General features: G+C 67.4%; 13 protein-coding genes. 11 read left to right on the top strand and 2 right to left on the bottom strand.

What is annotated here, in order from left to right; translation table 11 throughout:
* Window positions 1-285: 285 nt before the first annotated feature.
* The 8 genes from JF781_RS15300 to JF781_RS15265 all read left to right on the top strand — a co-directional run bounded on the left by JF781_RS15300 (window position 286) and on the right by JF781_RS15265 (window position 13657).
* The gene (locus JF781_RS15300; RefSeq protein WP_225328311.1) at window positions 286-3804 is read left to right on the top strand and encodes a DNA-directed RNA polymerase subunit beta; all 3519 of its coding nucleotides are present in this window, start codon (window positions 286-288) and stop codon (window positions 3802-3804) included.
* Window positions 3805-3848: 44 nt separating this feature from the next.
* Window positions 3849-7799, top strand: a complete 3951-nt coding sequence (locus JF781_RS15295; RefSeq protein WP_225328310.1) for a DNA-directed RNA polymerase subunit beta' — start codon at window positions 3849-3851, stop codon at window positions 7797-7799.
* 138 nt (window positions 7800-7937) lie between these two features.
* Complete coding sequence (locus JF781_RS15290; RefSeq protein WP_225328309.1) at window positions 7938-8693, top strand: deoxyribonuclease IV; 756 nt, start codon at window positions 7938-7940, stop codon at window positions 8691-8693.
* Window positions 8694-8720: 27 nt separating this feature from the next.
* Window positions 8721-9560 carry a PHB depolymerase family esterase gene (locus JF781_RS15285; RefSeq protein WP_225328308.1) on the top strand — a complete coding sequence of 280 codons (840 nt, stop codon included), beginning with the start codon at window positions 8721-8723 and terminating at the stop codon, window positions 9558-9560.
* Window positions 9561-9607: 47 nt separating this feature from the next.
* Entirely contained in the window at window positions 9608-11236 is a 1629-nt protein-coding gene (locus tag JF781_RS15280; RefSeq protein ID WP_225328307.1) for an acyl-CoA dehydrogenase family protein, read from the top strand.
* Entirely contained in the window at window positions 11233-12171 is a 939-nt protein-coding gene (locus JF781_RS15275) for a crotonase/enoyl-CoA hydratase family protein (RefSeq protein WP_225328306.1), read from the top strand. Before JF781_RS15280 ends, JF781_RS15275 begins: the two co-directional genes overlap by 4 nt.
* Window positions 12172-12173: 2 nt before the next feature.
* Window positions 12174-12893 (top strand): PaaX family transcriptional regulator C-terminal domain-containing protein, encoded by a 720-nt coding sequence (locus JF781_RS15270; RefSeq protein ID WP_225328305.1) that lies wholly within the window; start codon window positions 12174-12176, stop codon window positions 12891-12893.
* On the top strand, window positions 12890-13657 hold the full coding sequence (locus JF781_RS15265) for a crotonase/enoyl-CoA hydratase family protein (protein ID WP_225328304.1): 768 nt from the start codon (window positions 12890-12892) through the stop codon (window positions 13655-13657). The genes JF781_RS15270 and JF781_RS15265 overlap by 4 nt, the downstream gene beginning before the upstream one ends.
* Window positions 13658-13672: 15 nt before the next feature.
* Here JF781_RS15265 and JF781_RS15260 read toward each other — a convergent pair whose 3' ends face one another.
* Together JF781_RS15260 and JF781_RS15255 are read right to left on the bottom strand one after the other, a co-directional pair.
* Window positions 13673-14161, bottom strand: a complete 489-nt coding sequence (locus JF781_RS15260; RefSeq protein WP_225328303.1) for a DUF3060 domain-containing protein — start codon at window positions 14159-14161, stop codon at window positions 13673-13675.
* Between the two features lie 47 nt (window positions 14162-14208).
* On the bottom strand, window positions 14209-14586 hold the full coding sequence (locus tag JF781_RS15255; protein WP_225328302.1) for a DUF3060 domain-containing protein: 378 nt from the start codon (window positions 14584-14586) through the stop codon (window positions 14209-14211).
* 196 nt (window positions 14587-14782) lie between these two features.
* Between JF781_RS15255 and JF781_RS15250 the strand changes: the two genes are divergently transcribed.
* The 3 genes from JF781_RS15250 (at window position 14783) to rpsG (ending at window position 16539) form a co-directional block, all read left to right on the top strand.
* Complete coding sequence (locus JF781_RS15250) at window positions 14783-15427, top strand: TetR/AcrR family transcriptional regulator (RefSeq protein ID WP_225328301.1); 645 nt, start codon at window positions 14783-14785, stop codon at window positions 15425-15427.
* 267 nt (window positions 15428-15694) lie between these two features.
* Window positions 15695-16069, top strand: a complete 375-nt coding sequence (rpsL, locus tag JF781_RS15245) for a 30S ribosomal protein S12 (RefSeq protein ID WP_007767794.1) — start codon at window positions 15695-15697, stop codon at window positions 16067-16069.
* Complete coding sequence (gene rpsG, locus JF781_RS15240) at window positions 16069-16539, top strand: 30S ribosomal protein S7 (protein WP_008260850.1); 471 nt, start codon at window positions 16069-16071, stop codon at window positions 16537-16539. The genes rpsL and rpsG overlap by 1 nt, the downstream gene beginning before the upstream one ends.
* Window positions 16540-16546 lie beyond the last annotated feature (7 nt).

Raw genomic sequence — 16546 nt, 5'->3', positions numbered from 1 at the left:
GTCGAGATCGCCAGCCAGCGCCGATGTCCTTGGACCCCCAGGGCTGGGAAGTTGAGGAATGCGCAGTCCTGCGCTATTGTTGGACGTTGCGCTGGCTACCTCCTGCCCACCTCACCCGCCACCTGACACCGTGGTCTAAGCCTGAGCCCCCTTTCGTGGCTTAGTTCTTTAGTTGCGCGTGAGACCCGGACAGATCGTTCGCCGGCCGAACCGACACAATTTCGCGGCGAGCTGGCCGGTGGTCCCGGCCTTCGTGAGTCGCACGAGGTGCTGGAAGGATGCATCTTGGCTGATTTCCGCCAGAGCAAGACGGATCGCCCACAAAATTCCTCTAACGGAAGTTCGTCGAACGGCTCCGTGCCCGGAGCGCCTAACCGAGTTTCCTTCGCCAAGCTCCGCGAGCCCCTCGAGGTTCCGGGCCTGCTTGACGTGCAGATCGACTCCTTCGAGTGGTTGATCGGCGCGCCGCGCTGGCGTGAGGCCGCCGCCGCCCGTGACGGGGGCAAGCCGGGGGTCACCCCGGTGGGCGGCCTGGAAGAGGTGCTCTTGGAGCTCTCGCCCATCGAGGACTTCTCCGGCTCGATGTCGCTGTCGTTCTCCGACCCGCGCTTCGACGAGGTCAAGGCCCCGGTCGACGAGTGCAAAGACAAGGACATGACGTACGCGGCCCCGCTGTTCGTCACGGCCGAGTTCATCAACAACAACACCGGCGAGATCAAGAGCCAGACGGTGTTCATGGGTGACTTCCCGATGATGACCGAGAAGGGCACCTTCATCATCAACGGCACCGAGCGCGTCGTGGTCAGCCAGCTGGTCCGCTCGCCCGGTGTGTACTTCGACGAGACCATCGACAAGTCGACCGAGAAGCTGCTGCACAGCGTCAAGGTGATCCCTAGCCGCGGCGCGTGGCTCGAGTTCGACGTCGACAAGCGCGACACCGTCGGCGTGCGCATCGACCGCAAGCGCCGCCAGCCGGTCACCGTGCTGCTCAAGGCGCTGGGCTGGAGCAACGAGCAGATCACCGAGCGCTTCGGCTTCTCCGAGATCATGATGTCGACGCTGGAGAAGGACAACACCGCCGGCACCGACGAGGCGCTGCTGGACATCTACCGCAAGCTGCGTCCGGGCGAGCCGCCGACCAAGGAGTCCGCGCAGACCCTGCTGGAGAACCTGTTCTTCAAGGAGAAGCGCTACGACCTGGCCCGTGTCGGCCGCTACAAGGTCAACAAGAAGCTCGGCCTGCACGCCGGCGAGCCGATCACCAGCTCGACGCTGACCGAGGAAGACGTCGTCGCGACCATCGAATACCTGGTGCGCCTGCACGAGGGTCAGCCGACGATGACCGTCCCCGGCGGCATCGAGGTGCCGGTGGAGACCGACGACATCGACCACTTCGGTAACCGCCGCCTGCGCACCGTCGGTGAGCTGATCCAGAACCAGATCCGGGTCGGCATGTCGCGGATGGAGCGCGTCGTCCGCGAGCGGATGACCACGCAGGACGTCGAGGCCATCACGCCGCAGACGCTGATCAACATCCGGCCGGTCGTCGCCGCGATCAAGGAGTTCTTCGGCACCAGCCAGCTGAGCCAGTTCATGGACCAGAACAACCCGCTGTCCGGGCTGACCCACAAGCGCCGCCTCTCGGCGCTGGGCCCCGGCGGTCTGTCCCGTGAGCGCGCCGGCCTGGAGGTCCGTGACGTCCACCCGTCGCACTACGGCCGCATGTGCCCGATCGAGACCCCGGAGGGTCCCAACATCGGTCTGATCGGCTCGCTGTCGGTGTACGCGCGGGTGAACCCGTTCGGCTTCATCGAGACCCCGTACCGCAAGGTGGTCGACGGTGTGGTCACCAACGAGATCCACTACCTGACCGCCGACGAGGAGGACCGCCACGTCGTGGCGCAGGCCAACTCGCCGATCGACGGCAAGGGCCGGTTCGAGGAGTCCCGCGTCCTGGTCCGCCGGAAGGCGGGCGAAGTCGAGTACGTGCCGTCGTCCGAGGTGGACTACATGGACGTGTCGCCGCGCCAGATGGTGTCGGTGGCCACCGCGATGATCCCGTTCCTCGAGCACGACGACGCCAACCGTGCCCTGATGGGCGCCAACATGCAGCGCCAGGCGGTTCCGCTGGTGCGCAGCGAGGCGCCGCTGGTGGGCACCGGCATGGAGCTGCGCGCCGCGATCGACGCCGGCGACGTCGTCGTCGCGGACAAGGCCGGGGTGATCGAGGAGGTCTCCGCCGACTACATCACCGTGATGGCCGACGACGGCACCCGCCACACCTACCGGATGCGCAAGTTCGAGCGGTCCAACCACGGCACCTGCGCCAACCAGTCGCCGATCGTCGACGCGGGTGACCGCGTCGAGGCCGGCCAGGTGATCGCCGACGGTCCCTGCACCGAGAACGGCGAGATGGCGCTGGGCAAGAACCTGCTCGTGGCGATCATGCCGTGGGAGGGCCACAACTACGAGGACGCGATCATCCTCTCCAACCGGCTGGTCGAGGAGGACGTGCTCACCTCGATCCACATCGAGGAACACGAGATCGACGCCCGCGACACCAAGCTGGGCGCCGAGGAGATCACCCGGGACATCCCGAACGTCTCCGACGAGGTGCTGGCCGACCTCGACGAGCGCGGCATCGTGCGCATCGGTGCCGAGGTTCGCGACGGCGACATCCTGGTCGGCAAGGTGACCCCGAAGGGTGAAACCGAGCTGACGCCGGAGGAGCGGCTGCTGCGGGCGATCTTCGGTGAGAAGGCCCGCGAGGTCCGCGACACCTCGCTCAAGGTGCCGCACGGCGAGTCCGGGAAGGTCATCGGCATCCGGGTGTTCTCCCGCGAGGACGACGACGAGCTGCCGGCCGGTGTCAACGAGCTGGTGCGCGTCTACGTGGCCCAGAAGCGGAAGATCTCCGACGGCGACAAGCTGGCCGGACGGCACGGCAACAAGGGCGTGATCGGCAAGATCCTGCCGCAGGAGGACATGCCGTTCCTGCCGGACGGCACGCCGGTGGACATCATCCTGAACACCCACGGGGTGCCGCGACGGATGAACATCGGCCAGATCCTGGAGACCCACCTCGGTTGGGTCGCCAAGTCCGGCTGGAACATCGACGGTTCACCCGACTGGGCGGTGAACCTGCCCGAGGAGCTGCGGCACGCGCAGCCGGATCAGATCGTGTCGACGCCGGTGTTCGACGGCGCCAAGGAGGAGGAGCTGCAGGGCATGCTGTCCTGCACGCTGCCCAACCGCGACGGCGAGGTCATGGTGGACGGCGACGGCAAGTCGGTGCTGTTCGACGGCCGCAGCGGCGAGCCGTTCCCGTACCCGGTGACCGTCGGCTACATGTACATCATGAAGCTGCACCACCTGGTGGACGACAAGATCCACGCCCGCTCCACCGGCCCGTACTCGATGATCACCCAGCAGCCGCTGGGCGGTAAGGCGCAGTTCGGTGGCCAGCGCTTCGGTGAGATGGAGTGCTGGGCCATGCAGGCCTACGGGGCGGCGTACACGCTGCAGGAGCTGTTGACCATCAAGTCCGACGACACCGTCGGCCGGGTCAAGGTGTACGAGGCGATCGTCAAGGGCGAGAACATCCCGGAGCCGGGCATCCCCGAATCCTTCAAGGTGTTGCTCAAGGAACTGCAGTCGCTGTGCCTCAACGTGGAGGTGCTCTCCTCGGACGGCGCGGCGATCGAGTTGCGCGAAGGCGAGGACGAGGACCTCGAACGGGCCGCGGCGAACCTGGGAATCAACTTGTCCCGCAACGAATCTGCGTCCGTTGAGGACCTCGCCTAACAAACGTTTTCAGTTACTAAACCCGCAAGGGGAAAGGGAGTTACGTGCTCGACGTCAACTTCTTCGATGAACTCCGGATCGGTCTGGCCACCGCGGAGGACATCAGGCAATGGTCTTACGGCGAGGTCAAGAAGCCGGAGACGATCAACTACCGCACGCTGAAGCCCGAGAAGGACGGCCTGTTCTGCGAGAAGATCTTCGGACCGACTCGCGACTGGGAGTGCTACTGCGGCAAGTACAAGCGGGTCCGGTTCAAGGGCATCATCTGTGAGCGCTGCGGCGTCGAGGTGACCCGCGCCAAGGTGCGTCGCGAGCGGATGGGCCACATCGAGCTGGCCGCGCCCGTCACGCACATCTGGTACTTCAAGGGTGTGCCGTCGCGGCTGGGGTACCTGCTCGACCTGGCGCCGAAGGATCTCGAGAAGATCATCTACTTCGCCGCCTACGTCATCACCTCGGTCGACGAGGAGATGCGCCACAACGAGCTCTCGACGCTCGAGGCCGAAATGATGGTGGAGCGCAAGGCCATTGAGGACCAGCGCGACGCCGACCTGGAGGCCCGCGCCCAGAAGCTCGAGGCCGACCTGGCCGAGCTGGAGGCCGAGGGCGCGAAAGCGGACGCAAGGCGGAAGGTTCGGGACGGTGGCGAGCGCGAGATGCGTCAGCTGCGCGACCGGGCCCAGCGTGAGCTGGACCGGCTCGAGGAGATCTGGACGACCTTCACCAAGCTGGCCCCCAAGCAGCTGATCGTCGACGAGAACCTCTACCGCGAGCTGATCGACCGCTTCGGCGAGTACTTCACCGGCGCCATGGGTGCGGAGTCGATCCAGAAGCTGATCGAGAACTTCGACATCGACGCCGAGGCCGAGATCCTGCGTGACGTCATCCGGAACGGCAAGGGGCAGAAGAAACTTCGCGCCCTCAAGCGGCTCAAGGTGGTCGCCGCCTTCCAGCAGTCGGGCAACTCCCCGATGGGCATGGTGCTCGACGCGGTCCCGGTGATCCCGCCGGAACTGCGCCCGATGGTTCAGCTCGACGGTGGCCGGTTCGCCACCAGCGACCTCAACGACCTGTACCGCCGCGTGATCAACCGGAACAACCGCCTCAAGAGGCTGATCGACCTCGGCGCGCCCGAGATCATCGTCAACAACGAGAAGCGGATGTTGCAGGAGTCCGTGGACGCGTTGTTCGACAACGGCCGTCGCGGCCGCCCGGTCACCGGGCCGGGTAACCGCCCGCTGAAGTCGCTGTCAGATCTGCTCAAGGGTAAGCAGGGCCGGTTCCGGCAGAACCTGCTCGGTAAGCGCGTCGACTACTCGGGCCGTTCGGTCATCGTGGTCGGTCCGCAGCTCAAGCTGCACCAGTGCGGTCTGCCCAAGCTGATGGCGCTGGAGCTGTTCAAGCCGTTCGTGATGAAGCGGCTGGTTGACCTCAACCACGCGCAGAACATCAAGAGCGCCAAGCGCATGGTGGAGCGTCAGCGTCCCCAGGTGTGGGATGTCCTCGAAGAGGTCATCGCCGAGCACCCGGTGCTGCTGAACCGCGCCCCCACCCTGCACCGGCTGGGCATCCAGGCCTTCGAGCCAATGCTGGTGGAAGGCAAGGCAATTCAGCTTCACCCGCTGGTGTGTGAGGCGTTCAACGCCGACTTCGACGGTGACCAGATGGCGGTGCACCTGCCGCTGTCCGCCGAGGCGCAGGCCGAGGCCCGCATCCTGATGCTGTCGAGTAACAACATCCTGTCGCCCGCGTCGGGCCGTCCGCTGGCCATGCCGCGTCTGGACATGGTGACCGGTCTGTACTACCTGACCACCGAGGTCGACGCTGCCTTGGGCGAATACAAGGCGGCCGCCAAGGATGAGCCCGAGGTCGGGGTGTACTCCTCGCCGGCCGAGGCGATCATGGCGTCCGACCGCGGCGTGCTGTCGGTGCGGGCCAAGATCAAGGTGCGGCTGACCCAGCTGCGCCCGCCCGCCGAGATCGAGGCCGAGCTGTTCGGCGCCAACGGCTGGCAGCCGGGGGACGCCTGGATGGCCGAGACCACATTGGGCCGGGTGCTGTTCAACGAGCTGCTGCCGGTGGGCTATCCGTTCGTGAACAAGCAGATGCACAAGAAGGTGCAGGCCGCGATCATCAACGACCTGGCCGAGCGCTACCCGATGATCGTGGTCGCGCAGACCGTGGACAAGCTCAAGGACGCCGGCTTCTACTGGGCGACCCGCAGCGGCGTCACCGTGTCGATGGCCGACGTGCTCGTGCCGCCGCGCAAGAAGGAGATCCTCGACCAGTACGAGGAGCGGGCCGAAAAGGTCGAAAAGCAGTTCCAGCGTGGTGCTTTGAACCACGACGAGCGCAACGAGGCGCTGGTGGAGATCTGGAAGGAAGCCACCGACGAGGTCGGTCAGGCGCTGCGTGAGCACTACCCGGCCGACAACCCGATCATCACGATCGTCGACTCGGGCGCCACGGGTAACTTCACCCAGACCCGAACGCTGGCCGGCATGAAGGGTCTGGTGACCAACCCGAAGGGTGAGTTCATCCCGCGTCCGGTCAAGTCGTCGTTCCGCGAGGGCCTGACCGTGCTGGAGTACTTCATCAACACCCACGGCGCCCGAAAGGGCTTGGCGGACACCGCGTTGCGTACCGCCGACTCCGGGTACCTGACCCGTCGTCTGGTGGACGTGAGCCAGGACGTCATCGTCCGCGAGCACGACTGCGAGACCGAGCGCGGCATCATCGTCGAGCTGGCCGAGCGCCAGCCCGACGGCACCCTGATCCGCGACCCGTACATCGAAACCTCGGCGTACGCACGGACTTTGGGCGCCGACGCGGTCGACGAGGCGGGCAACGTGGTCGTGGCGCGCGGTGAGGACCTGGGTGACCCGTCGATCGAGGCCCTGCTGGCCGCGGGTATCACGCAGATCAAGGTGCGCTCGGTGCTGACGTGCACCACCGGCACCGGGGTGTGCGCGACCTGTTACGGGCGATCCATGGCCACCGGAAAGCTGGTCGACATCGGCGAGGCCGTCGGTATCGTCGCGGCCCAGTCCATCGGTGAGCCCGGCACCCAGCTGACCATGCGGACGTTCCACCAGGGTGGTGTCGGTGAGGACATCACCGGCGGTCTGCCCCGGGTGCAGGAGCTGTTCGAGGCCCGCATCCCGCGCGGTAAGGCGCCGATCGCCGACGTCACCGGGCGGGTCCGCCTCGAGGAAGGTGAGCGCTTCTACAAGATCACCATCGTTCCCGACGACGGGAGCGAGGAGGTCGTGTACGACAAGCTCTCCAAGCGGCAGCGGCTGCGGGTGTTCAAGCACGAAGACGGTTCCGAGCGGGTGCTCTCCGACAACGACCACGTCGAGGTGGGCCAGCAGCTGATGGAAGGCTCGGCCGACCCGCACGAGGTGCTGCGCGTGCAGGGCCCCCGCGAGGTGCAGATCCACCTGGTCCGCGAGGTCCAGGAGGTCTACCGCGCGCAGGGTGTGTCGATCCACGACAAGCACATCGAGGTGATCGTCCGCCAGATGCTGCGCCGCGTCACCATCATCGATTCGGGCTCGACGGAGTTCCTGCCCGGCTCGCTGATCGACCGTGCGGAGTTCGAGGCGGAGAACCGCCGGGTGGTGGCCGAGGGCGGCGAACCCGCCGCCGGCCGTCCGGTGCTGATGGGCATCACGAAGGCGTCGCTGGCCACCGACTCGTGGCTGTCGGCGGCGTCGTTCCAGGAGACCACGCGAGTGCTGACCGATGCGGCGATCAACTGCCGCAGCGACAAGCTCAACGGTCTGAAGGAGAACGTGATCATCGGAAAGCTGATCCCGGCCGGTACCGGCATCAACCGCTACCGCAACATCCAGGTGCAGCCGACCGAGGAGGCCCGGGCCGCCGCGTACACGATCCCGTCCTACGAGGATCAGTACTACAGCCCGGACTTCGGCCAGGCCACCGGCGCCGCGGTGCCGCTGGACGACTACGGCTACAGCGACTACCGCTAGTCCGACGACGAAAAAGCCCCGGGTTTCGCCCGGGGCTTTTTCGTTGCGACGAGTGTGCGGCTAGCTTCACCTTCGGACTCGAGTGTGCGGCCAGCCGTACTCTCGCCGGCGTCAGCACCCCTCACTACACTGGCCACCGTGCTCATCGGTTCGCATGTCCACCAAGACGACCCGCTGGCCGCCGCGCAGGCTGACGGCGCCGACGTGGTGCAGTTCTTCCTCGGCAACCCGCAAAGCTGGAAGAAGCCCAAGCCGCGTGACGACGCCGAGGCGCTGAAGGCGTCGACTATTCCGCTCTATGTCCACGCGCCGTACCTGATCAACGTGGCGTCGGCCAACAACCGCATCCGCATCCCGTCGCGCAAGATTCTGCAGGACACCTGCGACGCGGCCGCGGCCATCAACGCGACGGCGGTGATCGTGCACGGCGGCCACGCCGACGACAACGACATGGACGCCGGCTTCGAGCGGTGGGTCAAGGCCCTGGACTACCTGGAAACCGACGTGCAGGTCTACCTGGAGAACACCGCCGGCGGCGACCACGCGATGGCCCGCCACTTCGACACCATCGGCCGGCTGTGGGATCACATCGGCGACAAGGGAATTGGGTTCTGCCTGGACACCTGTCACGCCTGGGCCGCGGGCGAGCAGCTGATCGACGCGGTCGACCGGATCAAGGCGCTGACCGGCCGCATCGACCTGGTGCACTGCAACGACTCCAGGGACGCGGCGGGCTCGGGCGCCGACCGGCACGCCAACTTCGGCACCGGGCAGATCGATCCCGAACTGCTCGCCGCGGTGGTCAAGGCCGCCGACGCGCCGGTCATCTGCGAAACCGCCGACGAGGGCCGCAAGGACGACATCGCGTTCCTGCGCGAGAAAACAAGCGGCTGAGGGCGGGCCGGCGTTTACCTTTGATCCATGCTGCGCCGCCTGCCCGCGATCTTGGGTGTTGTCCTGGTGGTCGCGGGCTGCTTCCCGGGATTCGCCCACCTGCCGTCGGGCTTCGTCACCGGCACCAGCGTCCACCACCTCAAGGTCGGCGATCTCGATCGCAGCTATCGGCTGTACAAGCCCGCGGGAGTGCCGGACGCGGCCCCGCTGGTGGTCATGATGCATGGCGTGTCGGGCAGCGCCAGGGAAGCCGAAAGAGACTACCGATGGGACGGATTGGCCGATGCGGGCAAGTTCGTCGTCGCCTACCCGGATGGCCTCGACCACGCCTGGAACGTCGACGGGCAGACCTGCTGCGGCCGGTCTGGACGCGAGGGCGTCGACGACGTCGGTTTCATCAGGGCGGCCGTCGCTGACATCGCCAAGAACGTCGGCATCGACACCGCCAAGGTCTACGCCACCGGCATGAGCAACGGCGGCATCATGTCCTACACGCTGGCGTGCACCACCGAGATCTTCGCGGCGATCGGCCCGGTCGCGGGCACGCAGCTGAACGCGTGCCGGACGCCGCGTCCGATGTCGGTCATGCACATTCACGGCACGGCCGATCAGCTGGTGCCCTACGGCGGCGGGCCGGGGTACAGCGTGATCAACGGACCGCCGGTGCCGAACGTGAATGCGTTCTGGCGCAACGTCGATCAGTGCGGCGCCCCATCCACCGCCACCGACGGCCCGATTACCACGTCGACCGCGGGCTGCGCCGAGGGGCGCGGAGTCGTGCTCGTCACGGTGGACCGGGGCGACCACGAGTGGCCGGACTTCGCGACGCGAGAGCTGTGGGACTTCTTCGCCGCCCACCCCCGCTGATCATTACACCTCTTGTGCGACTGTCGGAAAAATGTAACATTGGTGGCATGTCGGATACCCACGTCGTCACCAACCAGGTCCCGCCCCTGGAGGACCACAACCCCGCCACTTCGGCGGTGCTCACCGAGGCCCTGATCCGCGAGGGCGGCGAGTGGGGCCTGGACGAGGTGAACGAGGTCGGCGCGCTGTCGGCCAGCCGCGAAGCGCAGCGATGGGGCGAGCTCGCCGACCGCAACCGGCCCATCCTGCACACCCACGACCGCAACGGCCACCGCGTCGACGAGGTCGAATACGACCCGGCGTACCACGAACTGATGCGCGCGGCGATCTCCCACGGTATGCACGCCGCGCCCTGGGCCGACGATCGGCCCGGCGCGCACGTCGTCCGGGCCGCCAAGACCTCGGTGTGGACGGTCGAGCCGGGGCACATCTGTCCGATCTCGATGACGTATGCCGTGGTGCCCGCGTTGCGCTACAACCCCGAGCTGGCCAGTACCTACGAGCCGCTGCTGACGACCCGCGAATACGACCCGGACCTCAAGCCGGCCACCAGCAAACCGGGCATCACCGCGGGCATGTCGATGACCGAGAAGCAGGGCGGCTCCGACGTGCGCGCCGGCACCACCCAGGCCACCCCGAACGCCGACGGGACCTACAGCCTGACCGGCCACAAGTGGTTCACCTCGGCGCCGATGTGCGACATCTTCCTGGTGCTCGCGCAGGCGCCACAAGGGCTTTCGTGCTTCATGCTGCCGCGCGTGCTGCCCGACGGCACCCGCAACCGGATGTTCCTGCAGCGGCTCAAGGACAAGCTCGGCAACCACGCCAACGCTTCCAGCGAGGTCGAATACGACGGCGCGATCGCCTGGCTGGTGGGGGAGGAGGGCCGCGGTGTGCCGACCATCATCGAGATGGTCAACCTCACCCGGCTGGACTGCACCCTGGGCAGCGCCACCAGCATGCGCACCGGTCTGACCCGCGCCATCTACCATGCCCAGCACCGAAAGGCCTTCGGCGCCTACCTCATTGACCAGCCGCTGATGCGCAACGTGCTGGCCGACCTGGCCGTCGAGGCCGAGGCGGCCACCATGGTCGCGATGCGAATGGCCGGCGCCACCGACAGGGCCGTGCGCGGCGACGAGACCGAGGCGCTGCTGCGCCGAATCGGCCTGGCCGCCAGCAAGTACTGGGTGTGCAAGCGCTCCACCCCGCACGCCGCCGAGGCGCTGGAATGCCTGGGCGGCAACGGCTATGTCGAGGACTCCGGCATGCCGCGGCTGTACCGGGAGGCGCCGCTGATGGGCATCTGGGAGGGCTCGGGCAACGTCAGCGCGCTGGATACGTTGCGCGCCATGGCGACTCGCCCCGAATGCGTCGACGTGCTGTTCGACGAGATCGCGGAGAGCGCGGGTCAGGACCCGCGCCTGGGCAACCATGTCGGGCGGCTGCGCGCCGAGCTGACCAACCTGGAGACCATCGCCTACCGCGGCCGCAAGGTCGCCGAGGACATCTGCCTGGCGCTGCAGGGCTCGCTGCTGGTGCGCCACGGGCACCCGGCCGTCGCCGAGGCATTCCTGACGACCCGGCTCGACCGCCGGTGGGGCGGCGCGTTCGGCACCATGCCGGACGGGCTCGACCTCGCGCCGATCCTCGAGCGTGCTCTAGTAAAGGGATGACGCACGCGATCAGGCCGGTCGACTTCGACAACCTCAAGACGATGACCTATGAGGTCACGGATCGGGTTGCGCGCATCACGTTCAACCGGCCCGACAAGGGCAACGCGATCGTCGCGGACACGCCGCTGGAACTCTCGGCGCTGGTCGAGCGGGCCGATCTCGACCCCCACGTCCATGTCATCCTGGTGTCCGGTCGCGGCGAGGGGTTCTGCGCCGGATTCGACCTGAGCGCCTACGCCGACCGCACCGGATCGGCCGGCGGCACCGGCGCGTACGCGGGCACCGTGCTGGACGGAAAGACCCAGGCGGTCAACCATCTGGCGGATCAGCCGTGGGACCCGATGGTCGACTACCAAATGATGAGCCGCTTCGTGCGCGGCTTTTCCAGCCTCATGCACGCCGACAAGCCCACGGTGGTCAAGATCCACGGCTACTGCGTGGCCGGGGGCACCGACATCGCGCTGCACGCCGACCAGGTGGTCGCCGCCGCCGACGCCAAGATCGGATACCCGCCGACCCGGGTGTGGGGCGTGCCGGCCGCGGGACTGTGGGCGCACCGACTCGGCGATCAGCGGGCCAAACGGCTGCTGTTCACCGGCGATTGCATCACCGGCGCCCAGGCCGCGGAGTGGGGATGGGCGGTCGAGGCGCCGGATCCCGCGGACCTCGACGAGCGCACCGAGCGGCTGGTCGAGCGGATCGCCGCGGTGCCGGTCAACCAGCTGATCATGATCAAGCTCGCGCTGAATACCGCTCTGCTGCAACAGGGTGTGGCCACCAGCAGGATGGTCAGCACGGTGTTCGACGGCGTCGCCCGGCACACGCCCGAGGGCCACGCGTTCGTCGCCGACGCGGTCGAGCACGGATTCCGCGAGGCGGTGCGGCATCGTGACGAACCGTTCGGCGACCACGGCCGCCGGGCGTCCGGAGTGTAGCCATGCCGGACATGACGGCCCGGTCGGTGGTGCTCAGCGTGCTGCTCGGCGCCCACCCGGCGCACGCCCGTGCCAGCGAATTGGTCAGGCTCACTTCCGATTTCGGCATCAAGGAGTCGACGCTGCGAGTGGCGCTGACCCGGATGGTCGGTGCGGGCGACCTGGTCCGCAACGCCGACGGCTACCGGCTCTCGGATCGCCTGCTCGCCCGCCAGCGGCGCCAGGACGATGCCATCGACCCGCGCGTGCGCCCCTGGCGCGGGGAGTGGATCACGCTCATCGTGACCAGCGTGGGAGACGATGCCCGCACCCGCGCCGCGCTGCGAACGGCCATGCACGACAAGCGCTTCGGAGAGTTGCGCGAGGGGGTGTGGATGCGTCCGGACAACATCGACGCGGAGCTCGGCCCCGACGTCACGGCCAGGCTCCGGGTGCTGCGGGCGCGCGACGGTGACCCCGCCGAGCTGGCCGCGCGGCTGTGGGACCTGCCCGCCTGGGCGCAGTTCGGGCACCGGTTGCTCGACGAAATGGCCGCCGCGCCGGACATTCCCGGCCGATTCGTGGTGGCCGCGGCGACGGTCCGGCACCTGCTCACCGACCCGGTCCTGCCCGACGAACTGCTGCCGGCCGACTGGCCCGGGGCCCGGCTGCGGGCGGCCTACCACGACTTCGCCGCTGAGCTGCTGCAGCGGCGCGAACCACTAGGTGCGGAGGCGAGATGAGCGATCCGGTGCGCGTCGAGCGCAACGGCCAGGTGACCACGGTGATCATGGACCGGCCGGGGGCGCGTAACGCGGTCAACGGCCCGACGGCGGCCGCACTGTACGCGGCCTTCGAGGAGTTCGACCGCGATGACACGGCGTCGGTGGCGGTACTGTGGGGTGACGGCGGAACCTTTTGCGCCGGAGCCGATTTGAAGGCGTTCGGCACACCCGAGGCCAACGCCGTGCACCGGACGGGCCCGGGCCCGATGGGGCCGACGCGGATGGTGTTGTCCAAGCCCGTCATCGCCGCGGTCAGCGGCTACGCCGTCGCCGGCGGTCTCGAGCTGGCCATCTGGTGTGACCTGCGGGTGGTCGAGGAGGACGCCGTGTTCGGGGTGTTCTGCCGGCGCTGGGGCGTCCCCTTGATCGACGGGGGAACCGTGCGGTTGCCGAGGCTGATCGGCCACAGCCGCGCGATGGACATGATCCTCACCGGTCGCGCCGTGTCCGCCGACGAAGCCTTGGCCATCGGCCTGGCGAATCGGGTGGTCCCCAAGGGCCAATCACGCCAGGCCGCAGAGGAATTGGCGGCGCGACTGGCGGCGTTGCCGCAGCAGTGCCTGCGCTCGGATCGGCTCTCGGCGCTACACCAATGGGGGGCAACGGAATCCGAGGCGCTCGATTTCGAGTTCGCCAGCATCTCCCGGGTGGCCGCGGAGGCGAACGAGGGGGCCGGGCGGTTCGCCGCGGGCGCGGGACGGCACGGCGCGTCCGCCGACTGAGGGCAACTCGGCCGGTCAGCTACCCTTGTTGATCGTGTTGCTCGAGCCGAGGTTGTCGACCTTGGGATCACCGTCTTTGTAGGTGATGGTGTTGTTCATCCCGAGCACGGTGATGCGCGTCTCGACCTTGTCGAAGGTGATCTTGTTGTTGGTGCCGCCGATGTTCGCCGTCGTGCAGGTGCCCGTGACGGTCAGTGTGTTGTCCGAACCGGCCACGTTCAGCGACTTCCCGCTGGCGCAGTCGAGGTTGGTGGTGGTGCCCATCGATCCGTAGTTCACCGTGTTCCCGATCTCGATGGACGCGGTGGTGCTCGCCCCGCTCGATCCCGTCGTCGGCGCGGCACCGGCACTCGTCGTCGGGCTGCTCTTCGTGGTGGTGGAGGAGGAGGAGCCGGCCGGCGGGTTGGCGGTCGAACTGCAGCCGGCCAGCATCAGGGCCGCGGCGGCCGGCGCCAAGGCGAATGCGGCCAGTCTGCGGCGGTGCTCGAAGGTATGGACACGCATCGCTTTTCGTTTCCCTCTCGTTGTTTGATCCCGGTCGGTGTGGTGCCTCAGCCCGGCACCTGCTGGAGCCGGTTGGTCATGCCCAATTCGCGGCCGCGGTCCCACAGGGCCGGCTGACCGCCCTTGTAGAGCACGGTCTGGTCGTGGCCGTACACCGTGATGTCATGCGAAACCGAGTCGGCGATAACCACATTCGACGAACCCATCACCGTCACGGCGTAGCAGTTGCCCAGCGCGGTCACGGTGAGGAACGTGCCGTTGACCAACAGCGTGGCGTCGTTGCAGTCGACCGTCTGCTCCATGTCCTCCCCGATGACATGGGTGTCGCCGTTCTTGGCCTGCGCAAGCCCCGGCGTGGCAACGAAGCCGGCGAGGACGGCGATGGCGCAGGTGGCCAGCGACCCGGCGACAGTTGTCCACTTCACTGCGGGCCCCCCTTTTGGACGGGACGTCGGCTCGAATGAGCCAAGCATGACATTACGTGCATTTGCCTGCCCGATGGCAGGTTTTATCTTCCTTTGCCGGACGCTCATGCCCCTCCGGGAGATTAATGTCTGAACGGGCGTCAACTAGAGTCATTAGTTAACCGCAACCCGTTCCCGCGATCGAAGGGCGACCGCCATGGCAGCTCAACCGGAATCGCCGTCGGCGGCCGGGCGCCAACGCGCGGGACGGCCCGGTTCGCGCCCGACCAAGCTCAGCCGGGAAGGGATCATCGACGGCGCGCTGACGTTCCTGGATCGCGAGGGCTGGGACGCCCTGACCATCAACGCGCTCGCTACGCAGCTGGGCACCAAGGGGCCGTCGCTGTACAACCACGTGGACAGCCTGGAGGACTTGCGCCGCTCGGTGCGGATTCGGGTGATCGACGACATCATCACGATGCTCAACCGGGTGGGCGAGGGCCGCGCCCGCGACGACGCGGTGCTCGTCATGGCGGGCGCGTACCGCAGCTATGCCCACCATCACCCGGGTCGCTACTCGGCCTTCACCCGCATGCCGCTGGGTGGAGAAGACGCCGAGTACGCGGCGGCGACCCGCGGCGCGGCCGCACCGGTAATCGCCGTGCTGTCCTCCTACGGTCTCGACGGCGCCGAAGCCTTCCATGCGGCGCTGGAGTTCTGGTCCGCGATGCACGGATTCGTGTTGCTGGAGATGACCGGTGTCATGGACGACATCGATACCGACGCGTTGTTCTCCGACATGGTGCTGCGCCTGGCGGCGGGCCTGGAACGGCGCACCGCCCCCGACGGCGCCAGGGGCTAGCCCCACCGCGGTGCGAGCAGGTCCGCCGCTTTGACCTGCAAGACGGGCGGCGGGTATTGTGGTTCCTCGTGCCTGGCGGCTTACGGCGCCTAACCGTAAGGAAGTGAATGCCGGGCGAATTCGCGTGTCCACGATGCATCGGACTCAAGTCCGGTGCGCAGCGCATGCGACACACCCGGCCGCGGGGTGACGCGGACGGACATAACTGCAGTACACAGACTTGAAGACGCCAGAAGTATGCCGAACACGAACAGAGAAAGCCGGTAGATGCCAACCATTCAGCAGCTGGTCCGCAAGGGTCGCCGGGACAAGGTCGCCAAGGTCAAGACCGCGGCCCTCAAGGGCAGCCCGCAGCGCCGTGGCGTGTGCACCCGCGTGTACACCACCACTCCGAAGAAGCCGAACTCCGCGCTTCGGAAGGTCGCCCGCGTGAAGCTGACGAGCCAGGTTGAGGTGACGGCCTACATCCCCGGCGAAGGGCACAACCTGCAGGAGCACTCGATGGTGCTGGTGCGTGGCGGCCGGGTGAAGGACCTGCCCGGTGTCCGGTACAAGATCATCCGCGGTTCGCTCGACACCCAGGGCGTCAAGAACCGCAAGCAGGCTCGCAGCCGTTACGGCGCCAAAAAGGAGAAGAGCTGATGCCGCGCAAGGGGCCCGCGCCGAAGCGCCCGTTGGTCAATGACCCGGTCTACGGGTCGCAGCTGGTCACCCAGCTGGTGAACAAAGTCCTGCTGCAGGGGAAGAAATCGCTCGCCGAGCGCATTGTTTATGGTGCGCTCGAACAAGCTCGGGACAAGACGGGCACCGATCCCGTGATCACGCTCAAGCGTGCTCTCGACAACGTCAAGCCCGCCCTGGAGGTGCGTAGCCGCCGCGTCGGTGGTGCCACCTATCAGGTGCCGGTCGAGGTGCGTCCGGATCGGTCCACCACGCTGGCGCTGCGCTGGCTCGTCAGCTTCTCGCGGCAACGCCGGGAGAAGACCATGGTCGAGCGCCTGGCAAACGAGATCCTGGATGCCAGCAACGGTCTGGGGGCCGCCGTCAAGCGACGCGAGGACACCCACAAGATGGCCGAGGCCAACCGCGCCTTCGCGCACTACCGCTGGTAGGTCTCTG

Source organism: Mycobacterium sp. WUMAC-067, from assembly GCF_020217485.1.
In the GTDB taxonomy this organism is placed as follows: domain Bacteria; phylum Actinomycetota; class Actinomycetes; order Mycobacteriales; family Mycobacteriaceae; genus Mycobacterium.
This window is presented reverse-complemented; position numbering and strand designations above follow the sequence as displayed.